Annotated in this window: 16 protein-coding genes; all 16 read left to right on the top strand. The window is 60.2% G+C overall.

The features are described 5' to 3' along the window. The first annotated feature begins 317 nt into the window (after window positions 1–317). The 16 genes from ABHT90_RS02200 to secG all read left to right on the top strand — a co-directional run bounded on the left by ABHT90_RS02200 (window position 318) and on the right by secG (window position 17,991). The gene (locus tag ABHT90_RS02200; RefSeq protein ID WP_346981422.1) at window positions 318–1,931 is read left to right on the top strand and encodes an ABC transporter substrate-binding protein; all 1,614 of its coding nucleotides are present in this window, start codon (window positions 318–320) and stop codon (window positions 1,929–1,931) included. A 155-nt stretch (window positions 1,932–2,086) separates the two neighbouring features. After that, window positions 2,087–3,043, top strand: a complete 957-nt coding sequence (locus ABHT90_RS02195) for an ABC transporter permease (protein WP_022094871.1) — start codon at window positions 2,087–2,089, stop codon at window positions 3,041–3,043. Window positions 3,044–3,046: 3 nt separating this feature from the next. Beyond that, window positions 3,047–5,062 carry a dipeptide/oligopeptide/nickel ABC transporter permease/ATP-binding protein gene (locus tag ABHT90_RS02190; RefSeq protein WP_022094872.1) on the top strand — a complete coding sequence of 672 codons (2,016 nt, stop codon included), beginning with the start codon at window positions 3,047–3,049 and terminating at the stop codon, window positions 5,060–5,062. Then, the gene (locus tag ABHT90_RS02185; protein ID WP_006236159.1) at window positions 5,063–5,890 is read left to right on the top strand and encodes an ABC transporter ATP-binding protein; all 828 of its coding nucleotides are present in this window, start codon (window positions 5,063–5,065) and stop codon (window positions 5,888–5,890) included. Window positions 5,891–5,970: 80 nt separating this feature from the next. Then, entirely contained in the window at window positions 5,971–6,948 is a 978-nt protein-coding gene (locus tag ABHT90_RS02180; protein WP_117647499.1) for an acetylxylan esterase, read from the top strand. Beyond that, window positions 6,941–7,792, top strand: coding sequence for an acetylxylan esterase (locus ABHT90_RS02175; RefSeq protein ID WP_346981421.1), 852 nt, complete (start codon window positions 6,941–6,943; stop codon window positions 7,790–7,792). The genes ABHT90_RS02180 and ABHT90_RS02175 overlap by 8 nt, the downstream gene beginning before the upstream one ends. 68 nt (window positions 7,793–7,860) lie before the next feature. Further along, window positions 7,861–8,781: a dihydrodipicolinate synthase family protein gene (locus ABHT90_RS02170; RefSeq protein ID WP_117647503.1), complete on the top strand. Its 921-nt coding sequence runs from the start codon at window positions 7,861–7,863 to the stop codon at window positions 8,779–8,781. Window positions 8,782–8,952: 171 nt separating this feature from the next. Continuing rightward, window positions 8,953–9,918, top strand: a complete 966-nt coding sequence (locus ABHT90_RS02165) for an ROK family protein (protein ID WP_022094876.1) — start codon at window positions 8,953–8,955, stop codon at window positions 9,916–9,918. A gap of 140 nt (window positions 9,919–10,058) precedes the next feature. After that, window positions 10,059–10,745: an N-acetylmannosamine-6-phosphate 2-epimerase gene (locus tag ABHT90_RS02160; protein ID WP_022094877.1), complete on the top strand. Its 687-nt coding sequence runs from the start codon at window positions 10,059–10,061 to the stop codon at window positions 10,743–10,745. Window positions 10,746–10,846: 101 nt separating this feature from the next. Further along, window positions 10,847–11,767: an RNase adapter RapZ gene (rapZ, locus tag ABHT90_RS02155; RefSeq protein WP_022094878.1), complete on the top strand. Its 921-nt coding sequence runs from the start codon at window positions 10,847–10,849 to the stop codon at window positions 11,765–11,767. A 6-nt stretch (window positions 11,768–11,773) separates the two neighbouring features. After that, window positions 11,774–12,703 (top strand): DNA-binding protein WhiA, encoded by a 930-nt coding sequence (gene whiA, locus ABHT90_RS02150; RefSeq protein WP_346981420.1) that lies wholly within the window; start codon window positions 11,774–11,776, stop codon window positions 12,701–12,703. A gap of 193 nt (window positions 12,704–12,896) precedes the next feature. After that, entirely contained in the window at window positions 12,897–13,922 is a 1,026-nt protein-coding gene (gene gap, locus ABHT90_RS02145) for a type I glyceraldehyde-3-phosphate dehydrogenase (RefSeq protein ID WP_022094880.1), read from the top strand. Between the two features lie 140 nt (window positions 13,923–14,062). Continuing rightward, window positions 14,063–15,253, top strand: a complete 1,191-nt coding sequence (locus tag ABHT90_RS02140; protein ID WP_022094881.1) for a phosphoglycerate kinase — start codon at window positions 14,063–14,065, stop codon at window positions 15,251–15,253. After that, a complete protein-coding gene (tpiA, locus tag ABHT90_RS02135; protein WP_346981419.1) occupies window positions 15,246–16,013 on the top strand; it encodes a triose-phosphate isomerase in 768 nt (255 codons plus the stop codon). Before ABHT90_RS02140 ends, tpiA begins: the two co-directional genes overlap by 8 nt. A 5-nt stretch (window positions 16,014–16,018) precedes the next feature. Next, entirely contained in the window at window positions 16,019–17,572 is a 1,554-nt protein-coding gene (gene gpmI, locus ABHT90_RS02130; RefSeq protein WP_346981418.1) for a 2,3-bisphosphoglycerate-independent phosphoglycerate mutase, read from the top strand. Window positions 17,573–17,736: 164 nt separating this feature from the next. After that, complete coding sequence (secG, locus tag ABHT90_RS02125; protein ID WP_343001464.1) at window positions 17,737–17,991, top strand: preprotein translocase subunit SecG; 255 nt, start codon at window positions 17,737–17,739, stop codon at window positions 17,989–17,991. Window positions 17,992–18,009 lie beyond the last annotated feature (18 nt).

Here is an 18,009-nt window from a genome sequence, read left to right as displayed (position 1 = left end):
GTATTTCGCGGCGATTACCTGCTGATTTCGGGTTTTATTAACGCTAAAACGTTTGACTAGCCATGGTGAATAACCCTGCTATCCTGCGGGTTGACGAAGACTGATATCTCACCTCGTCGATACATACTGTCTGTCGAATCATTTGTCAATGAATTCGGTGAACGGTAGTAAATACCGTTCAAGCGTATGTATGTATCGGTCGCCGAGCGCGGCACCTCAGTTGGGTTCGTCGGTAGGTAAGGTATATATCGTCCGCAAGTTGCGCGGGGGCAAGTCTAGGTGCTCCCGGGTAAGATTCTCTATTGATAGGAGAAGACATGGCCATCATCAACAAGGGTATGTCCAGGCGTTCGTTCCTCGGCCTCACCGGCAGCGTCGCTGCTGTCGCAGGGCTTGGTCTCACTGGCTGCGGTGGCAGCTCTAGCGACGAAGGTTCCGCTTCCGGTTCCACTGATTCCGCCAACCGTGGCGGCGGCGTGATCACCGCTGGTTCCGCTTACGCTCCGTCCAGCTTCGACCCCGCCAGCACCGGCTCCGCTGTGGGCCTGGGTGCTAACTGGCACGTCATCGAGGGCCTCTACGGCATCGATTACCACGACTACAGCACCTTCAACGAGCTCGCCACCGACGATCCCAAGTCCGTGGACGACACTACCTTCGAGGTCACCATCCGCAAGGGTGCCAAGTTCTCCGATGGTACCGAGGTCACCGCTGACGACGTCGTTGCCTCCTACACCGCTTGCGCCGCTTCTGCTACCTATGCTCCGTTCTTCCAGCCCTTCGAGTCCATCGAGGCCAAGGACGCCAGCACTGTAACGGTCAAGACCAAGGTTCCCAACTTCTCCCTGCTCAAGGATCGTCTGGCCATCATCCGTGTTACCCCGGCCACCCAGGCCGAGGAGGATCGCGCCAAGCAGCCGATCGGTTCCGGCCCCTGGATGTACGACTCTATCTCCGATACCGAGATCACCCTGGTTCCCAACCCCGAGTACAACGGTGAGTATGCTGCCGAGGATAAGAAGATCCAGTACAGCATCCTGACCGACCCCACCGCTCGCGTTACCGCTCAGCAGGAGGGCTCCACGCTCGTTATGGAGCTCGTCACCGCTGACGCCGTCGACCAGCTCGAGAGCGCTGGCTGCAAGATCGACAACGTCCAGGGCTTCGGCACCCGCTTCATCATGTTCAACGTCGCCAAGGAGCCTTGGAACAACGTCAAGGTCCGTCAGGCCGTCATGTACGCGCTCGACACCGAGAAGATGATCACCAACACCTTCGCCGGCCTTGCCACCGCTGCCAGCTGCTACCTGCCCAAGAGCTTCACCAACTATCATGAGGCTTCCACGGTGTACAAGACTGACGCCAAGAAGGCCAAGAAGCTCATCGAAGAGTCTGGCATCACCCCGGGCGCCATCACCCTGCGCACCACCGACAACGAGCAGATCAAGGGCATGGCCGCTCAGGTCAAGAACGACCTCGACGCCCTCGGCTTCGATGTGACCATCCAGACCGATACCTCGCCGGCCACCTACGCTGCCATCGACGGCGGCGAGGCCTACGATATCCTTCTCGCTCCTGGCGATCCGTCCTGCTTCGGCGCCGACCCCGACCTGCTGCTCAACTGGTGGTATGGCGACAACGTCTGGATGCAGACCCGTTGCCCGTGGAAGGATTCCGCTGAGTGGGCGAAGCTCCACGGTCTCATGGACGAGGCTCTTGCCGCCGAGGGCGACGAGCAGCAGAAGAAGTGGAACGAGTGCTTCGACATCATCGCCGACAACGCTGTTCTGTACCCCGTTGTCCACGTCAAGACCGTTTCCGCTTCCTGGGGCGATCCGTCCACCGCGCCCAACGGCGAGGCCCTCGATGGCTTCAAGGGCATCGGCACGACGAGCATGTCCTTCAGGGGCGTCGCGACCGTCAAGGCCTAAGACTCGCTTGAGTCATATGTGGGGCGTCGGTCGTAAGGCAACGTCCTCATAGTTGAAACAAAGACCCGGGCGGCCTCGATGTCGCTCGGGTCTTGTAATGAGTATCCATACTCATATACCAGTTGGTCCTACCGACAAAAGAAAGGGGAGAGAACGTGAACAACTTTCTACGTTTGATTGGAAGGCGTCTCGTGGCGCTGCCGATCATGGCATTGGGCGTCACCGTCCTGGTGTTCTTCCTTATGTCGTTCTCCAAGACCGACCCCGCCTATACGGCGTTGGGTGACGGTGCCTCGCCCGAGGCGGTTGCCGAGTACCATGAGAAGTATGGTCTGGACGACCCCTGGCCCGTGCGCTACGTGCGCTACATGGGCGATTTGATCCATGGTGACATGGGCACCTATGGTGCTGCTCGCAACTCCGTTGCCAAGCGCATCTCCACGGCCCTGCCCGTCACGATGCAGCTGACCTTTATCGGTCTTGCCATCGGCGCGGTCGTCTCGTTTTTACTCGGCGTCATCGCGGCACTGTATCGCGATAAATGGCCGGACCAAGTGATCCGCGTCTTTTCCATCGCCGGCCTGGCAACCCCGTCGTTCTGGCTTGCCGTCCTGTTGATTCTGCTGTTCTCTTCCTACCTTAAGGTGCTCCCGGCGTCCGGTGCTCTGCCTCACTTCACCACCAACCCGGCTGGCTATCTGGGACGTATGATCATGCCCGCTATCGCCCTGGCATTTCCGCTGACGGGTCAGATGACTCGTATCGTGCGTACCGCCATGGTCGAGGAGCTCGACAAGGACTACGTCCGCATGGCCCGTGGCGCCGGCGTTCCCGAGAAGGTCGTCGTCGGCATCAACGTTTTGCGCAACGCGCTGATCACCCCGGTCACCACCCTCGGTCTTAAGATCGGTTACCTTATGGGCGGCGCCGTCGTCATCGAGGTCATCTTCAACCTCCCCGGCATGGGTACTGCGATTCTGCAGGGCGTTCAGGGCAACGAGGCGAACCTGGTTCAGGGCGTCGTCATCGTCGTTGCTCTTGCCTTCATCATCATCAACATCGTGGTTGACATGCTCTACCTGCTCATCAACCCGCGCATCAGGACGGTGTAGATTATGGTAAAGATTCGAGAGAAGCAAACCGAGCAGCTCGAGAAAGCTGCCTCCAAGGGGCTCAAGCTCGGTGGCTGGAAGAAGATGACGCTGTCTTCTAAGATTGCCGCCGTCGTGCTGGTGCTGGTCGCCCTGACCGCGATTCTGGCGCCCCTTCTTGCCCCCTATAGCCCGGTCGAGATTTTCACTGCTCGTCAGGCTCCCGGCAATGGATTTATTTTCGGTACCGACGATAAGGGCCGCGACATCCTGTCGCGTATGCTTTACGGTGGCCGTTACTCGCTGATCATCGGCTTCGGTGCTACTGCCATGGCTCTGGTCTGCGGTTCGGTCGTGGGCGCCCTCGCGGCGGTTTCGCGCAAGTCCGTTTCCGAGGCGATCATGCGCATCCTGGATATCATCATGTCCATCCCGGGCATCGCCCTCGCTGCCGTCTTCGTCTCCATCCTGGGCAATTCCGTGCCGTCGATCATCTTCGCCATCGGCTTTATGTACACTCCGCAGATTGCCCGTATCGTGCGCGCCAACATCGTGTCCGAGTACGGCGAGGACTATGTCCGCGCGGTCATCGTTTCCGGCGCCAAGGCTCCGTGGATTTTGATCAAGCACGTCCTGCGCAACTGCATCGCCCCGATCATGGTCTTCACCGTTACCCTGGTCGCCGACGCCATCATCTTCGAGGCCTCGCTGACCTTCATCGGCGCTGGTATCCAGGAGCCCACCGCTACCTGGGGCAACATCCTCGCCGACGCTCGCGGTGGCGTGCTCGCTGGCCGTTGGTGGCAAGCGCTGTTCCCGGGCCTGGCCATTATGATCACCTGCCTGGCGCTCAACATCCTCTCCGAGGGCATTACCGACGCCATGGCCGCAGCTCCCTCTGCCGCCCTGGATCCGACCGATTCCTCCAAGCGCCGCGAGGCCGACCTGCTGGTCTCCGACCCCGTTCGTGCCTACAAGGAGCAGGCTCAGTCCCTGTCCGCCCGTCTTGGCGCCCTGCGCGATGTCGAGCTCAAGCGTAACGACCGCCATGTGCCCGATGAGTCCGTTGAGCCGATCCTTTCGGTCCGCGATTTCTGCATCCAGTTTGAGCACCACGGTGATATCAACGTCGTCGACCACGTCAACTTTGACGTCCGTCCTGGCCAGACCATGGGCCTGGTAGGCGAGTCCGGCTGCGGTAAGTCCATCACCACGCTGGCCATCATGGGCCTGACCGACGATGACGAGCATCTTTCCGGCGAGGTTCTCTGGGAGGGTCGCGACCTGCTCAAGATGAGCAAGAAAGAGTGGTTTGGCCTGCGCGGTACCGATATCGCCATGGTCTATCAGGACGCCCTGTCCTCGCTCAACCCCTCCATGCTCATTTCCGCCCAGATGAAGCAGCTCACCAAGCGCGGCGGCACCCGTAGCGCCGAGGAGCTCCTGGAGCTCGTGGGCCTCGATCCCAAGCGTACGCTCGAGAGCTATCCGCATGAGCTTTCCGGTGGTCAGCGTCAGCGCGTTCTGATTGCTATGGCCCTTACCCGTGACCCCAAGCTGGTCATCTGCGACGAGCCCACGACCGCTCTGGACGTTACCGTCCAGAAGCAGGTCATCAAGCTGCTTAACGACCTTCAGGCCAAGCTCGGCTTTGCCATGATCTTCGTTTCGCACGACCTTGCACTGGTCGCTGAGGTCGCCCATAACATCACGGTTATGTACGCTGGCCAGGTTATCGAGCAGGCGCCCACCAAGGAGCTGCTCACCAATCCGATCCACGAGTACACTCGCGGTCTTCTGGGTTCCGTCCTGTCCATCGAGAGCGGTTCGGGCCGCCTGCACCAGGTGCCCGGCGCCGTTCCGAGCCCGCGCGATTTCCCCAAGGGCGATCGCTTCGCACCTCGCTCGAGCCATCCGCGCATTGGCCTGGACACCCGTCCGGTCTTCAAGCGCGTGCCCGGCACCGAGCACTTCTATTCCGAGCTCCCCGATGAGGTGCTCAAGGCAAATGGTTTGACCCCTCACGCGGAGGTGATGTAGATGAGCGAGACCGCAGTCAACGGCGTCGAGCCGATCATCTTCCTTGATGACGTCCACGTCACCTTTAGGACCCGTACCGGCTCGATTCTGCACCCCAACCTGGTTCACGCCGTCCAGGGTGTAACGATTAAGCTCATGCCCGGACAGACCATCGGCATCGTCGGCGAGTCCGGTTGCGGAAAGTCCACCACCGCCAACGTCATGTGCGGCCTGCAGGCCCCCACGAGCGGCAAGGTCTACTTTAAGGGCAAGGACGTTACCAAGCGTACCGCCGAGGACCGTCGCCACATGGGTCGCGTCATCTCGGTCGTGTTCCAGAACCCGGCCACGGCGCTCAACCCCCGCATGGTCGTTCGTGAGCAACTGCTCGACCCCATGCGCGTCCACAACCTGGGTACCGAGGCCGAGCAGGAGAAGCGCGTCAAGGAGCTCTTGGAGCTCACCGGTCTGCCCAGCTCTGCCGCCGAGGTTCTTCCCGGCCAGCTTTCGGGCGGCCAGCGCCAGCGCGTCGCAATTGCCCGTGCCCTGTCGCTGAACCCCGATGCCATCATCGCCGACGAGCCCACCTCGGCTCTGGACGTTTCGGTCCGCGCGCAGATTCTGAACCTGTTGACCGACCTTAAAAAGGAGCTCGGCCTGGCCATGGTGTTCATCAGCCATGACATCCAGACGGTCCGCTATATCTCTGACGACATCATCGTTATGAATGGCGGCAAGATCGTCGAGCAGGGCGAGGCCAAGCAGGTCTTCCAGCACCCTCAGGACCCCTACACCAAGATGCTGCTCGGTGCTGCGCCGTCGCTGCTGCATCCCAAGCTCGGCGAGTAGCCTCGCTTTCCCTCCCGTGCGCCCGGTTCCCTTGCCGGGCGCACCTCCGTTGCGATTTCGAAAGGTTGGGTTCACGAGCCATGCCAAGTGCTCAGGAGCTACAACAGCAATTTGGTGGGTATCGGGGCGCCATGCCCCGTCCATCAGATTTCGATCTCTTTTGGAAGGACCGCATGGCCGAGGCCGACGCCGTCGGACTTGACTATGCGATCGAGACGGCATCGGTCACCGATGCCGTGACCTGCCAGCTTTTCGACCTCTGGTATACCGGCATGTGTGGCGCTCGCCTGCATGCCAAGTACCTTAAACCCGTCTCGGACGAGCCCGTGCCATTGGTACTTCAGTTCCATGGGTATCCGGGTGCAAGCCGCAGCTGGTTTGAGCAGGCGTCGTTTGCGGGCATGGGCATGGCACTCATCGCCCTCGACTGCCCCGGCCAAGGAGGTCCCTCCGAGGACATTGGTGGATTTGAGGGCACAACGGTCGCGGGCCATATCGTCGCCGGTATCGACGGCGATCCGGCCAACCTCTACTATGTCCGCTTGCACCAAGATATTCGCATCCTGTGCCGCATCGTTCGCGAGCTCGAGGGCATCGATCTTGCCCGTGTGTTTGTGAACGGCGCGTCGCAGGGCGGCGGTTTGGGCATTGCGACCTGTGCACTTAACAGCGAGCTTATCAATCGCGCCGCCATCCTCTATCCCTTTCTGTCGGATTTCCGCCTGGTCTGGGATTTGGATGCCGACGACATTGCCTACGAGGGCCTGCGCTATTGGTCTCGCTGGTTTGACGAGGACTCGACTCGTATCGACGAAGCCTATGCCAAGCTGGCGTACTTCGATTCCAAGAACTTTGCCCCTATGGTCAAATGCCCCGTGCTGTTTGGCACCGGCACAGCCGATACCGTCTGTCCGCCAGCGACGCAGTTTGCGGTCTATAACAACCTGACCTGTGAAAAGCGTCATGAGTTCTTTGAAGGCTTTGGCCACGAGGAGATTCAGGATTTTGACGATCTGATCATTCCGTTTTTCTGCAAGGGAGGGGAGGCTCATGTCTAAGTGCGAGAGCAATGTCAATGAGCTGATTGTCTCCGACCTTGTGGGGATTCCCGGAACGGTCTCGTCAAGGCTCGCTGATTTCCGGGATTGGCGCGGTGATGCTTCTGCGGATGTTTCCGAATTAGAGATAGCCGCTTCGGACCTTGAGGTTTGCGGGCCGAGTATTACGGCGATCGATTTCGCCAATCCGTATGCCCGCTACTCCGAGGTTTCCTTTGAGCTTAGTGGCGATGTGGTCCACGCGCGTTTGATCGAGCCTGCCGGTCGCGCCCGAGCATCCGAGCTTGTGCCGCTATGTCTGATGTTTCACGACATCGACCGACCCGTGCGGGGATGGCATCACATGACGAGGTTTGCGGCCATGGGATATGCCGTGCTTGCGCTGGACGATGAGGCGATTGGATCCAGCGAGCTGCAGCAGGGGATTGCCTCTCCTGCTTTTGTCAAGCGCGTCCGTTGGGGTTGCGCGATGGCGAAGGTGGCGCGCAATCTTGATGGCGTGGACCCCGACCGCATCTTTGCATGGGGCGAGGGCCTTGGCGGCGGAGTCGCGCTGGCGGTTTCTGCTCTGGACGAGCGGGGCCTCGCCTGCACGGCGGTTGCCAATCCAATTCCCAGTGGCCTCGAGGCGTTGTCGTCTCGGGTGCGCGGATCGGTGCTCATGGGCACATCGCTCATGGATGTCGTGAGCGATCCCAAGGGCCAGTTTGCCGTATTCAACGGTCTTGAGTGTGACCGGAGGCATGTCATCTATGCCAAATACGCTCATGAGCGCATCAATGCGTTCGAAAACGAAGTCATCGACTTTTTTAACCAAACGTTCTACCCGTGTTCTTTGGCCTAGACGGCCTGGACACTGCCAACAAGAGTGGGTGGCATAGGGCCGCCCGCCAGACAACTAAGGAGATTCTTGTGGCAACTCAGAAATTCACCGGCGTTATCCCTCCCGTCGTTGTTCCCGATACCGAAGATCACCAGCTCGATGTTGTCTCCTTTGAGCGCAGCATCAACCGCATGATCGATGCCGGCGTCGATGGCCTGTTCTTCCTGGGATCCTCGGGCGAGGTCGTCTTCTCCACCGACGAGCGCCGTCGCCAGATTATCGCCGAGGCCGTGCGCATCGTCGATCACCGCGTGCCTGTTCTGGTCGGCATCATCGATACCGAGACCGAGCGCATGATCGAGCACGGTAAGGTCGCTCAGGAGCTGGGCGCCGATGCGCTTGTCGCCACCTGCCCGTTCTATGCCCTGCAGGGCATGACCGAGGTCGAGGAGCACTTCCGCATCCTGCACGAGGAGCTCGACCTGCCCATCTTTGCCTATGACATTCCCGTCTGCGTTCACACCAAGCTCCCCTGGAAGCTCCTTGCCAAGCTCGGCGCCGAGGGCGTCCTTGCTGGCGTCAAGGATTCCTCGGGTGATGACATCTCGTTCCGCTACCTCGTTCAGGAGAACGAGAAGAACGGCCATCCGATGAGTATCCTCACCGGTCACGAGGTTGTCGTCGACGGCGCTTACCTCGGTGGCGCCGACGGTTCTGTCCCGGGCCTTGCCAACGTTGAGCCCGAGGGCTACGTGCGCCAGTGGAAGGCCGCTCAGGCCGGTGACTGGGCTACCGTCAAGGCCGAGCAGGATCGCCTCAACGAGATCTCCCACATCTGGGATGTCACCTCGGGCGTCCAGGGCTATGCCGGTGGCGTCGGCGCCTTCAAGACCGCTATGAACCTCATGGGCATCTTCGACAGCCCGACCATGCCGCGCCCGGTGAAGGCCATGACCGGCGAGAACGTCGAGGCGATTAGGAAGGTCCTTCAGGACAACGGTCTCCTGTAAAGCTTCCCAGGCACCCGACCTCGCCGTTCAACCGTGTGGCCATGACCCATTAGGTCAATGGCCACACGGTTTCTCGGCGATCTCGGACACCTGGAAAACCTTTACTGCGCTGTGACGGCTAGCCTGACGGCGCATTTCCTGTAGTTGTTTTTATCTCCGAAGGAGAGCGACATGGAGAACAAGTACGTCTGCTCTGTCGACATCGGCGGAACTAAAATTGCGACTGCCATCATGGAGTACCCGGCTGACGGTAGTGTGCCCCATCCCGTTTTTGAGGCCGAGGTTCCCACAGAGGCCCAAGAGGGCGGCGAGGCCGTTTTCCAGCGTATCGAGGCGTCTATCAAGGCCGCTCTTGAGGCGAATCCCGATGTCGAGGTTCTCGGTGTCGGTATCGGTGCCGCAGGCGTCGTCGATCCCAAGACGGGCGCCATTGCGTATGCCAATGAGATCATGCCCGGCTGGTCCGGCGTTCAGTTGGGGCCGCGTCTGCGCGAGGACCTTGGTCTTCCCGTTGCCGTTGTGGGCGACGTGCAGGCTCATGCTCTGGGCGAGGCCCACTGGGGTGTCGGCAAGGGCAAGTTCTCCGTCTTGTGTCTTGGCATCGGTACGGGTATCGGCGGCGCATATGTCGAGAACGGCCGCGTGATGCAGGGCTTCCATGGTGCTGCTGGCCATATGGGCCACATCGAGTGCTCGGCTGCCGCCGGCATTCCCTGCGCCTGCGGGCGTTCCGGCCATCTGGAGTCGGTTGCTTCGGGCACTTCCATTGGTCGTATGTACGATGAGCGCTTTGGCCGCGTCGACCCCAGCCGTCCTTCGGTCGGTCGCGATGTGAACGACCTGTGCCGTGCAGGCGACGCAAAGGCGACCGAGGTCATCCATGATGCCGGCTTTGCGCTGGGTGCCAGCTTGGGCTCGCTCGCTAACATCCTGGACCCTGAGGTCATCGTGCTTTCGGGCGGCGTGATTCACCAAGGTCCCGATTGGCGTTCGCAGACGTGGAAGGATTCGGTGCACGAGGGCTATGCCAGCCAGGCGCTCGATCCGCTTCAGGACACGCCGATTCTCATCGGGTCTCTGGAGGGCGACGCGCCGCTCATCGGTGCCGCCGAACACCTTCTTGCTTCGTTGAAGTAAACATAACTACCAAGTGTGCCTTCTGAGGTGCCGCAGATTGACGTGAAAGAGGAGCGAAGCGTACTTCGGTACGTGAGCGACGGTTTGAACGTCAAGGTGCGGCGTCTCAGAAGGCTGTTTTGAGAAAGGTTGAGTCGAACATGACCGTTGATCCTTTGATCCAGTCCCTGAAGGGCAAGCTCGTCGTGAGCGTTCAGGCGTATATGGGCGAGCCGCTTCGTACGCCCGAGACCATGGCTCAAATGTCTCGCGCTTGCGAGCTTGGCGGCGCCGCCGCCATTCGCTGTCAGGGCCTTGCCGACATTGCCGCTATTAAGGGTCGCTGTGAGGTTCCCGTCATCGGCCTGTGGAAGGATGGACACGAGGGCGTTTACATCACGCCGACGCTGCGTCACGCTCGCGCCTGCGTTGCTGCCGGTGCCGATATCGTGGCGATCGACGCCACCGATCGTCCGCGTCCCGATGGCAAGACCGTCGAGGATACCTTCCGCCCGCTGCACGAGGAGGGCGTGCTCCTGATGGCGGATTGTGCCACCATCGAGGACATTCGCCGTGCGGTTGATATGGGCTTTGACCTGGTATCCACCACGCTTTCTCACGGCGTCGCCGCCATCGACTGCACCATGGCCGATGGCCCCGACCTGCCACTCCTGCGTCAGGCGACCGAGGAATTCCCCGGTCTTCCCATCATCTGCGAGGGCCGCGTGCACACGCCCGAGGAGGCTCGCGCTGCGATCGATGCTGGCGCCTGGGCCGTTGTCGTCGGCACCGCCATCACGCACCCCACGAGTATTACGAGTTGGTTCAAGGCTGCGCTTGAGGCGTAAGACAGGCCTCGTATCCGCTCGGGGCGGTATACTCAATATAGGCAATTGACCGCGCGGGATCCGGGTTGCTGGGTCCCGCGCTTGTTTTTGGGAGGCAGCACATGCAAAAGGGAGATGCCATGGATGCGGCGGAGCGCTCGGAGCGCATCCCCGATATCGTCATCATCACCGGAATGTCCGGATCGGGCCGCACACAGGCCATGCACGTGTTCGAGGACATGGGCTATTTTTGCATTGATAACCTACCTCCGCGTCTCATCGCCCAGCTTGCCGAGCTCGTCGGCATCAATACGGGCGTGGGCAGGCATCTCGCCGTCACCTGCGATTTGCGTAGCCAGGGACTGTTTGACGAGTTGCTCGATGCGGTCGCCGCGCTCGAAGAGCGCGAGATGAGCTGCGACATCGTGTTCCTGGAGGCTTCTGACGAGGTGCTGATTCGTCGCTACAGCGAAAATCGCCGCCGTCATCCCATTGCCAAGCCGGGGGAGACTACGGCCGATGCCATTCAGCGCGAGCGCCTTCAGCTGCAGGGCGTGCGCGATCGAGCCGATATGATTATCGACACGAGCCGCCTGCGCACCTCTGCCCTGCGCAACAAATTGCGCATGGCGTTCTCCGAGTTGTCCGACCAGCAGCTCATGGACGTTCACGTGTTCTCGTTTGGCTTTAAGCACGGTATGCCCGTCGAGGCGGACATTATGATCGACGTTCGCTTCCTGCCCAATCCGTTTTACGATCCCGAGATGCGTACCATGACCGGTCTCGATAAGAAAGTCTCTGACTTTGTTCTGGACCATCCCAAGACCCAGGAGTTCTGGAAGGCCTGGACGCAGCTGCTCGATACGGTGATGCCGGGCTATATCGCGGAGGGTAAGCCGCAGCTTTCTATTGCCATCGGCTGCACGGGCGGACAGCACCGTAGCGTCGCCATTGCCGAGGCCACGGCCCGTTACCTGGAAGGCGCCCAGTATCACGTGAGCATCTCCCACCGCGACCTGTCGCGCGCCAACACGAAGGCATAGGCCTGCATGTCGTTTACCGCTGAGGTGCGCGACGAGCTTGCGCGCTGCGAACCCGAATGTGAATACTGCGATTTGTCGACGCTTGCCGCCCTGACGCGTGTGAGCGGTACACTTTCGCTGGCCGGCTCCGGGCGGTATCGTTTGACGGTCGCGACCGAGACGGGCGCCGTCGCGCGCACGATGATTACACTGACGCATCGCATCCTTAAGCTCAAAACGGAATTCACCGTTCGTAAATCGGTCTTGCATAAGGTTCGAAACTACCTCATCACCTTGCCTGATCAGCCAGACCTGGATAAGGCTCTGGTGCTGCTGGGTATCCTCGACCGTAGGGGAGGACTTGTCGCCGGCGTGCCCCGACATATCGTTGCCCGTCCCTGCTGTAGACTTGCCTATATCCGCGGCGCGCTCATCGCGGGCGGCTTCGTGGCCGATCCACGCGGCGATTTTCATTTGGAGATCGCGGTGCAGGGAGAGCAATATGCCAAGGGGCTTTGCGATCTGTTGGAGCAGATTGGGGTCCATGCTCGTGTTAATGCACGGCGGGGGTCATATGCCGTGTACATTAAGAGCGCCGAGGAGATCGAGCAGCTCCTAAAGCTGGTCGGTGCCAAGCGCAGCGTTGCCGAGATCGAGGAAGCGCGCGCGGTCAAATTGGTTAAGAACGACGTAAACCGTCGCGTGAACGCCGAGCTCGCCAACCAGACCAGAAGCGCCGGTGCTGCCCAACATCAGCTTGCGCTTATCGATGAGCTCGAACAGCGGGGTTTGCGCGACACGCTTCCGGATGCCTTGGCGGTCTTTTGCGACCTGCGCGAGCGCTATCCCGATCTTTCGCTGCGTGATTTAGGGGAGATGGCTGACCCTCCCTTGTCGAAGTCTGCCCTCTACCATCGTGTTTTGAGGCTTGAAAAGCTCATTGAAGCAAACAAGTAGTTTAAAGTATCGACTTATATACGGATTTAGCTGCTACTTTATTCTTTAAAGCGTTTTAACGCAAATTTGCTTTTCAATTTCGAGCATTCTCGTGAAATTCAAGTCAAAAAAAAGGTATATTAGGCGAGTGGTTAGTTTGTGGGCCTCAACGGCAGGCGCTGTAGCTTGCGGGGGCCTTACGAAAGGAGACACAATGGCAGTAAAGGTTGCTATTAACGGCTTCGGTCGCATCGGTCGTCTGGCCTTCCGTCAGATGTTCGGTCATGAGGGCTCCGAGATCGTCGCTATCAACGACCTCACCTCTCCCGATATGCTCGCTTACCTGCTGAAGTACGACTCCACGCAGGGCAACTACGCTCGCGATCACGAGGTCGTTGCTGGCGAGGATTCCATCACCGTTGACGGCAAGGAGATTAAGATCTACAAGGAGGCCGACGCCAACAACCTGCCTTGGGGCGACCTCGACGTCGACGTCGTTCTCGAGTGCACCGGCTTCTACACCAGCAAGGCTAAGGCTCAGGCCCACATTAACGCTGGCGCCAAGAAGGTCGTCATCTCCGCTCCGGCCGGCAGCGATCTGCCCACCATCGTGTACAACGTCAACCATGAGACGCTGACCGCTGAGGACAACATCATCTCCGCTGCTTCCTGCACCACCAACTGCCTCGCCCCGATGGCCAAGGGTCTGAACGACTTCGCTCCCATCGTGTCCGGCATCATGACCACCATTCACGCCTGGACTGGCGACCAGATGCCGCTCGACGGCCCGCAGCGCAAGGGCAACAAGCGTCGTAGCCGCGCCTGCGCCGTCAACATCGTCCCCAACACCACCGGTGCTGCCAAGGCTATCGGCCTGGTTCTCCCCGAGCTCAACGGTAAGCTCATCGGTGCCGCCCAGCGCGTCCCGACGCCGACCGGCTCCATCACCAACCTCTACGCTGTCGTTGACAAGAAGGTCACCGTCGACGAGGTCAACGCTGCTATGAAGGCCTACGCTGCCACCATCTCCGAGACCTTCGGTTACAACGAGGACGACATCGTCTCCACCGACATCATCGGCGAGACCCACGGCTCCATCTTCGACGCCACTCAGACCATGTGCTCTGACCTCGGCAACGGCCAGACCCTCGTTCAGGTCACCTCTTGGTACGACAACGAGAACTCCTACACCTCTCAGATGGTCCGCACCATCAAGTACTTCGAGAAGTTCGTTGCTTAATTTAGCTTTTAACGAATAGCTCGTTGAGCGTCTAAAGAAGGGCGCGGCCTTATAGGGCTTACACCCTAGGGTCGCGCCCTTTTTATAAGAAATCGTCTGCCGTAATGGGAGGCAGACACGTACGAAAGGTAGAAGCAAACATGGCCTTTACCAAGAAGACCGTCCGCGACATCGATGTCGACGGCAAGCGCGTTCTCGTCCGCGTTGACTTTAACGTGCCTATCAAGGATGGCGTCGTTGGCGACACCACCCGTATCAAGGCTGCCCTGCCCACCATCAACTATCTCGTTGAGCACAATGCTCGCGTCATCCTCATGAGCCACCTCGGCCGTCCCGATGGCACCGGCTTCCAGCCCGAGCTGTCCCTCGAGCCCGTCGCCAAGAAGCTCGCTGAGCTCTCTGGTCTCGACGTTGCCTTTGTCGCCGACACCTACGGCGAGAAGGCTGCTGAGGCTGTCGCTGCCGTCGAGCCGGGCAAGGTCCTCGTTCTCGAGAACGTCCGTTTTGACAAGCGTGAGAAGAAGAACGATCCCGAGATCGCCAAGAAGCTCGCTTCCTATGGTGATGTCTTCGTTCTCGATGCCTTCGGTACCGCTCATCGCGCCCAGGGTTCCGTCGTGGGCCCCGCCGCTTACCTGCCCGCAGTCGCTGGCTTCCTGCTCGAGAAGGAGGTCGACACGCTGACCGGCATCTTCGCCGAGCCCGAGCGTCCCTTCGTCGCTATCGTCGGCGGTTCCAAGGTTTCCTCCAAGATCGGTGTTCTCGATCACCTCATCGACTCTGCTGATACCCTGATCATCGGTGGCGGCATGGCCTACACCTTCTTCCTGGCTCAGGGCCTGTCCGTTGGTCAGTCCCTCAAGGAAGAGGACTGGGTCGAGCGCGCTGGCGAGATGCTCAAGAAGGCCGAGGAGAAGGGCGTCAAGATCCTGCTCCCCATCGACAACCGTGTTGCCGATCACTTTGGCGAGGACGCTGTCCCCGAGGTTGTCGCTTCCGACGCTATCCCCGACGATCGTGAGGGTATGGACATCGGCCCCAAGACCGAGGAACTCTACGCCGAGGCCGTCAAGGGCGCCAAGACCGTGTTCTGGAATGGCCCCATGGGCGTCTTCGAGTTCGATAACTTCGCTCACGGCACCCAGGCTATCGCCGAGGCTGTCGCCGAGGCCGACTGCACCTCGATCATCGGTGGTGGCGACTCTGTCGCAGCTGTCAACAAGTTCAACCTGGCCGACAAGATGAGCTGGATCTCCACCGGTGGCGGCGCTTCCATGGAGCTCGTCGAGGGTAAGGCCCTGCCCGGAGTGGAGGCGCTTCTCGATGCCTAATCGCACCCTTCTTATCGCTGGTAACTGGAAGATGAACAACGACGTCGCCGTGGCTGCCAAGCTCGCCGACGAGCTGGCTCAGGCTCTGCCCGAGGTTCCGGCTGGCGTCGAGGTGCTCGTCTGCCCTCCGACCATCGACATCACCACGGTTCATGACCGCATTCAGGCTGCCCCCATCGCCCTCGGTGCACAGAACGTGTACTGGGAGGCCAAGGGTGCCTTCACCGGTGAGTCCTCTTGCGACATGCTCAAGTCCGCTGGCTGCACCTACTGCATCATCGGTCACTCCGAGCGTCGCGACTACTTCCACGAGACCGACGAGGACCAGAACAAGAAGGCCAAGGCTCTCGTTGCCGCCGGCCTTGTTCCCGTCTTCTGCTGCGGCGAGTCCCTCGAGGTCCGCGAGGCCGGCACCTATGTCGAGCACGTCGTGAACCAGGTCAAGGCTGGCCTTGCTGGTCTTGAGATCACCTGCCCCAAGCAGGTCGTCGTCGCCTATGAGCCCATCTGGGCCATCGGCACCGGCAAGACCGCTACCGCCGAGGACGCTCAGGAGGTCTGCGGCGCTATCCGTGAGACCCTCAAGGAGATGTTCGGCGAGGAGCTCGCCAACGGCATCCGCGTTCTCTACGGTGGTTCCGCCAAGCCCGGTAACATCGCCGAGCTCGTCGCCAAGCCCGACGTTGACGGCGCCCTCGTGGGCGGCGCTTCGCTCAAGGCTGCCGACTTCGCCTCTATGGTCGTCAAGGCAGGCGAGTAGGACATATGGCACAACGTCATCTTCCTGCGCTCCTGATTATCATGGACGGCTGCGGCCTGGCTCCGGCTGATGGCGAGAACGCCGTCGCCGCTGCCAAGACGCCCTTCCTTGATGGCCTGTACGAGAAGTATCCTCACACCACGCTCGGTGCTTCGGGCGAGGACGTGGGCCTTCCCGACGGCCAGATGGGCAACTCCGAGGTGGGTCACCTCAACATCGGTGCCGGTCGCATCGTGTTCCAGGAGCTTTCGCGCATCAACAATGCCATCAAGGACGGCTCCATCGCCAAGAACGAGGTTTTCGTCAAGGCCATGGACGATGTCAAGGCTGACGGCAAGACTCTCCACCTCATGGGCCTTATGAGCCCTGGCGGCGTTCACTCCCACATGAACCACGTCGAGGCTCTGGTCAAGATGGCTGCCGAGCATGGTGTCAAGACCGTTCGCGTCCACGCCTTCATGGATGGCCGCGACGTTGACCCGCAGTCCGGTGCCGGTTACATGAGTGAGTTCTGCGCCTTCCTGGCCAAGATTTCCGAGGAGACCGGTTGCGACGCTCGCGTTGCCACCGTCTCGGGCCGTTATTGGGCGATGGACCGCGACAACCGTTGGGAGCGCATCCAGCGCGCCTACGACGTCATGGTCAACGCGTCCGATGCTGATACCGACCCCGTTGCCGGTATCAAGGCCTACTACGAGAAGGACCCGCGCGGCGACGAGTTCGTCGAGCCCTTCGCTGCCCACAACGAGGGCATCCACGAGGGCGACGCGGCTATTTTCTTCAACTTCCGTCCCGACCGCGCACGTCAGATGACCCGCGTGTTCACGGACAAGGAGTTCGACGGCTTTGAGCGCGAGCAGATCAAGCTCTCGCACTTTGTGACGATGACCGAGTACGATCCGACGTTTGACGTCGAGGTCGCCTTCCCCAAGACGTTCCCCGAGAACGTCCTGGCCGACGTTATCGCCGCCAATGGCCTGAAGCAGCTGCACACCGCCGAGACCGAGAAGTACGCCCACGTGACGTTCTTCCTCAACGGTGGCATCGAGGAGCCCAAGGAGGGCGAGGAGCGTGTGCTCGTCGCTTCCCCCAAGGTCGCTACCTACGATTTGCAGCCCGAGATGAGCGCTCCCGAGGTTACCGAGAAGCTTGTCGCCGCCATCAACGAGGATTGCGCTGATTTCTACATCGTGAACTTCGCGAACTGCGACATGGTTGGTCACACCGGTGTCTTCGACGCTGCCGTTAAGGCCGTTGAGGCTGTTGACGATGCCCTGTCCAAGGTTGTCCCGGCGATTCTCGCCAAGGGCGGCTTTGCACTGATTACCGCCGATCACGGCAACGCCGATCACATGTTTGACGTTGCTTCCGACGGTTCCAAGCATCCGTTTACGGCGCACACCACCAACCGCGTGCCGTTCATCATCGTTGATGAGAAGGCACAGCTCACCGGTATCGAGGACGGTCGTCTTTCCGATATCGCCCCGACTATGCTCACCATGGCTGGTCTGGAGCCTTCCGCCGAGATGACGGGCCGCGTGCTCGCCACCGAGGCCTAAGAGAAAACAAATACCGTTTTCTAGCAAGGGGGTTGTCCACAATCGGACAATCCCCTTTTTGGTATTTCTGCCATTTCCGCCCCGTCCCCGAGTGGCAGGTAGGGGAGAACGGGGGATTGTGGTACAGTACTGGAGTTTGAATTGTTCTATTAAGGAGCTTATCTATGGGTCCGTTCCAGATTCTTCTGTTTGTCGTTTGGGCTGTTTCTGCCGTGGCGCTGACGATTCTCGTCCTGATGCATTCCGGTAAGGGTACCGGCGTTTCGGATATGATTGCCAGCTCGCTGTATAACTCCAGCTCAGCCACAGGCGTTATGGAGCAGAACCTTGACCGCCTGACCGTCATCATGGCTGTCGTGTTTGCTGCGTGCGTCGTGCTGTGCATGTTCTTCTTCCCGCAGGGCATCGTGGGCTACTAAGCATCGGCGTATATACGT

The organism is Collinsella aerofaciens, from assembly GCF_039758815.1.
Classification (GTDB): domain Bacteria; phylum Actinomycetota; class Coriobacteriia; order Coriobacteriales; family Coriobacteriaceae; genus Collinsella; species Collinsella aerofaciens_BP.
Note: the sequence above shows the minus strand (reverse complement) of the source record. Positions and strands in the feature narration are given on the sequence as shown.

What these genes read in the sequence shown, in the direction of transcription:
- tpiA (WP_346981419.1), top strand. Translation starts at nt 15,246, where the DNA reads ATGCCTAATCGCACCCTTCTTATCGCTGGTAACTGGAAGATGAACAAC.
- ABHT90_RS02165 (WP_022094876.1), top strand. Translation starts at nt 8,953, where the DNA reads ATGGAGAACAAGTACGTCTGCTCTGTCGACATCGGCGGAACTAAAATT.
- ABHT90_RS02190 (WP_022094872.1), top strand. Translation starts at nt 3,047, where the DNA reads ATGGTAAAGATTCGAGAGAAGCAAACCGAGCAGCTCGAGAAAGCTGCC.
- secG (WP_343001464.1), top strand. Translation starts at nt 17,737, where the DNA reads ATGGGTCCGTTCCAGATTCTTCTGTTTGTCGTTTGGGCTGTTTCTGCC.
- ABHT90_RS02175 (WP_346981421.1), top strand. Translation starts at nt 6,941, where the DNA reads ATGTCTAAGTGCGAGAGCAATGTCAATGAGCTGATTGTCTCCGACCTT.
- ABHT90_RS02200 (WP_346981422.1), top strand. Translation starts at nt 318, where the DNA reads ATGGCCATCATCAACAAGGGTATGTCCAGGCGTTCGTTCCTCGGCCTC.
- ABHT90_RS02140 (WP_022094881.1), top strand. Translation starts at nt 14,063, where the DNA reads ATGGCCTTTACCAAGAAGACCGTCCGCGACATCGATGTCGACGGCAAG.
- gap (WP_022094880.1), top strand. Translation starts at nt 12,897, where the DNA reads ATGGCAGTAAAGGTTGCTATTAACGGCTTCGGTCGCATCGGTCGTCTG.
- ABHT90_RS02185 (WP_006236159.1), top strand. Translation starts at nt 5,063, where the DNA reads ATGAGCGAGACCGCAGTCAACGGCGTCGAGCCGATCATCTTCCTTGAT.
- gpmI (WP_346981418.1), top strand. Translation starts at nt 16,019, where the DNA reads ATGGCACAACGTCATCTTCCTGCGCTCCTGATTATCATGGACGGCTGC.
- rapZ (WP_022094878.1), top strand. Translation starts at nt 10,847, where the DNA reads ATGCAAAAGGGAGATGCCATGGATGCGGCGGAGCGCTCGGAGCGCATC.
- ABHT90_RS02160 (WP_022094877.1), top strand. Translation starts at nt 10,059, where the DNA reads ATGACCGTTGATCCTTTGATCCAGTCCCTGAAGGGCAAGCTCGTCGTG.
- whiA (WP_346981420.1), top strand. Translation starts at nt 11,774, where the DNA reads ATGTCGTTTACCGCTGAGGTGCGCGACGAGCTTGCGCGCTGCGAACCC.
- ABHT90_RS02180 (WP_117647499.1), top strand. Translation starts at nt 5,971, where the DNA reads ATGCCAAGTGCTCAGGAGCTACAACAGCAATTTGGTGGGTATCGGGGC.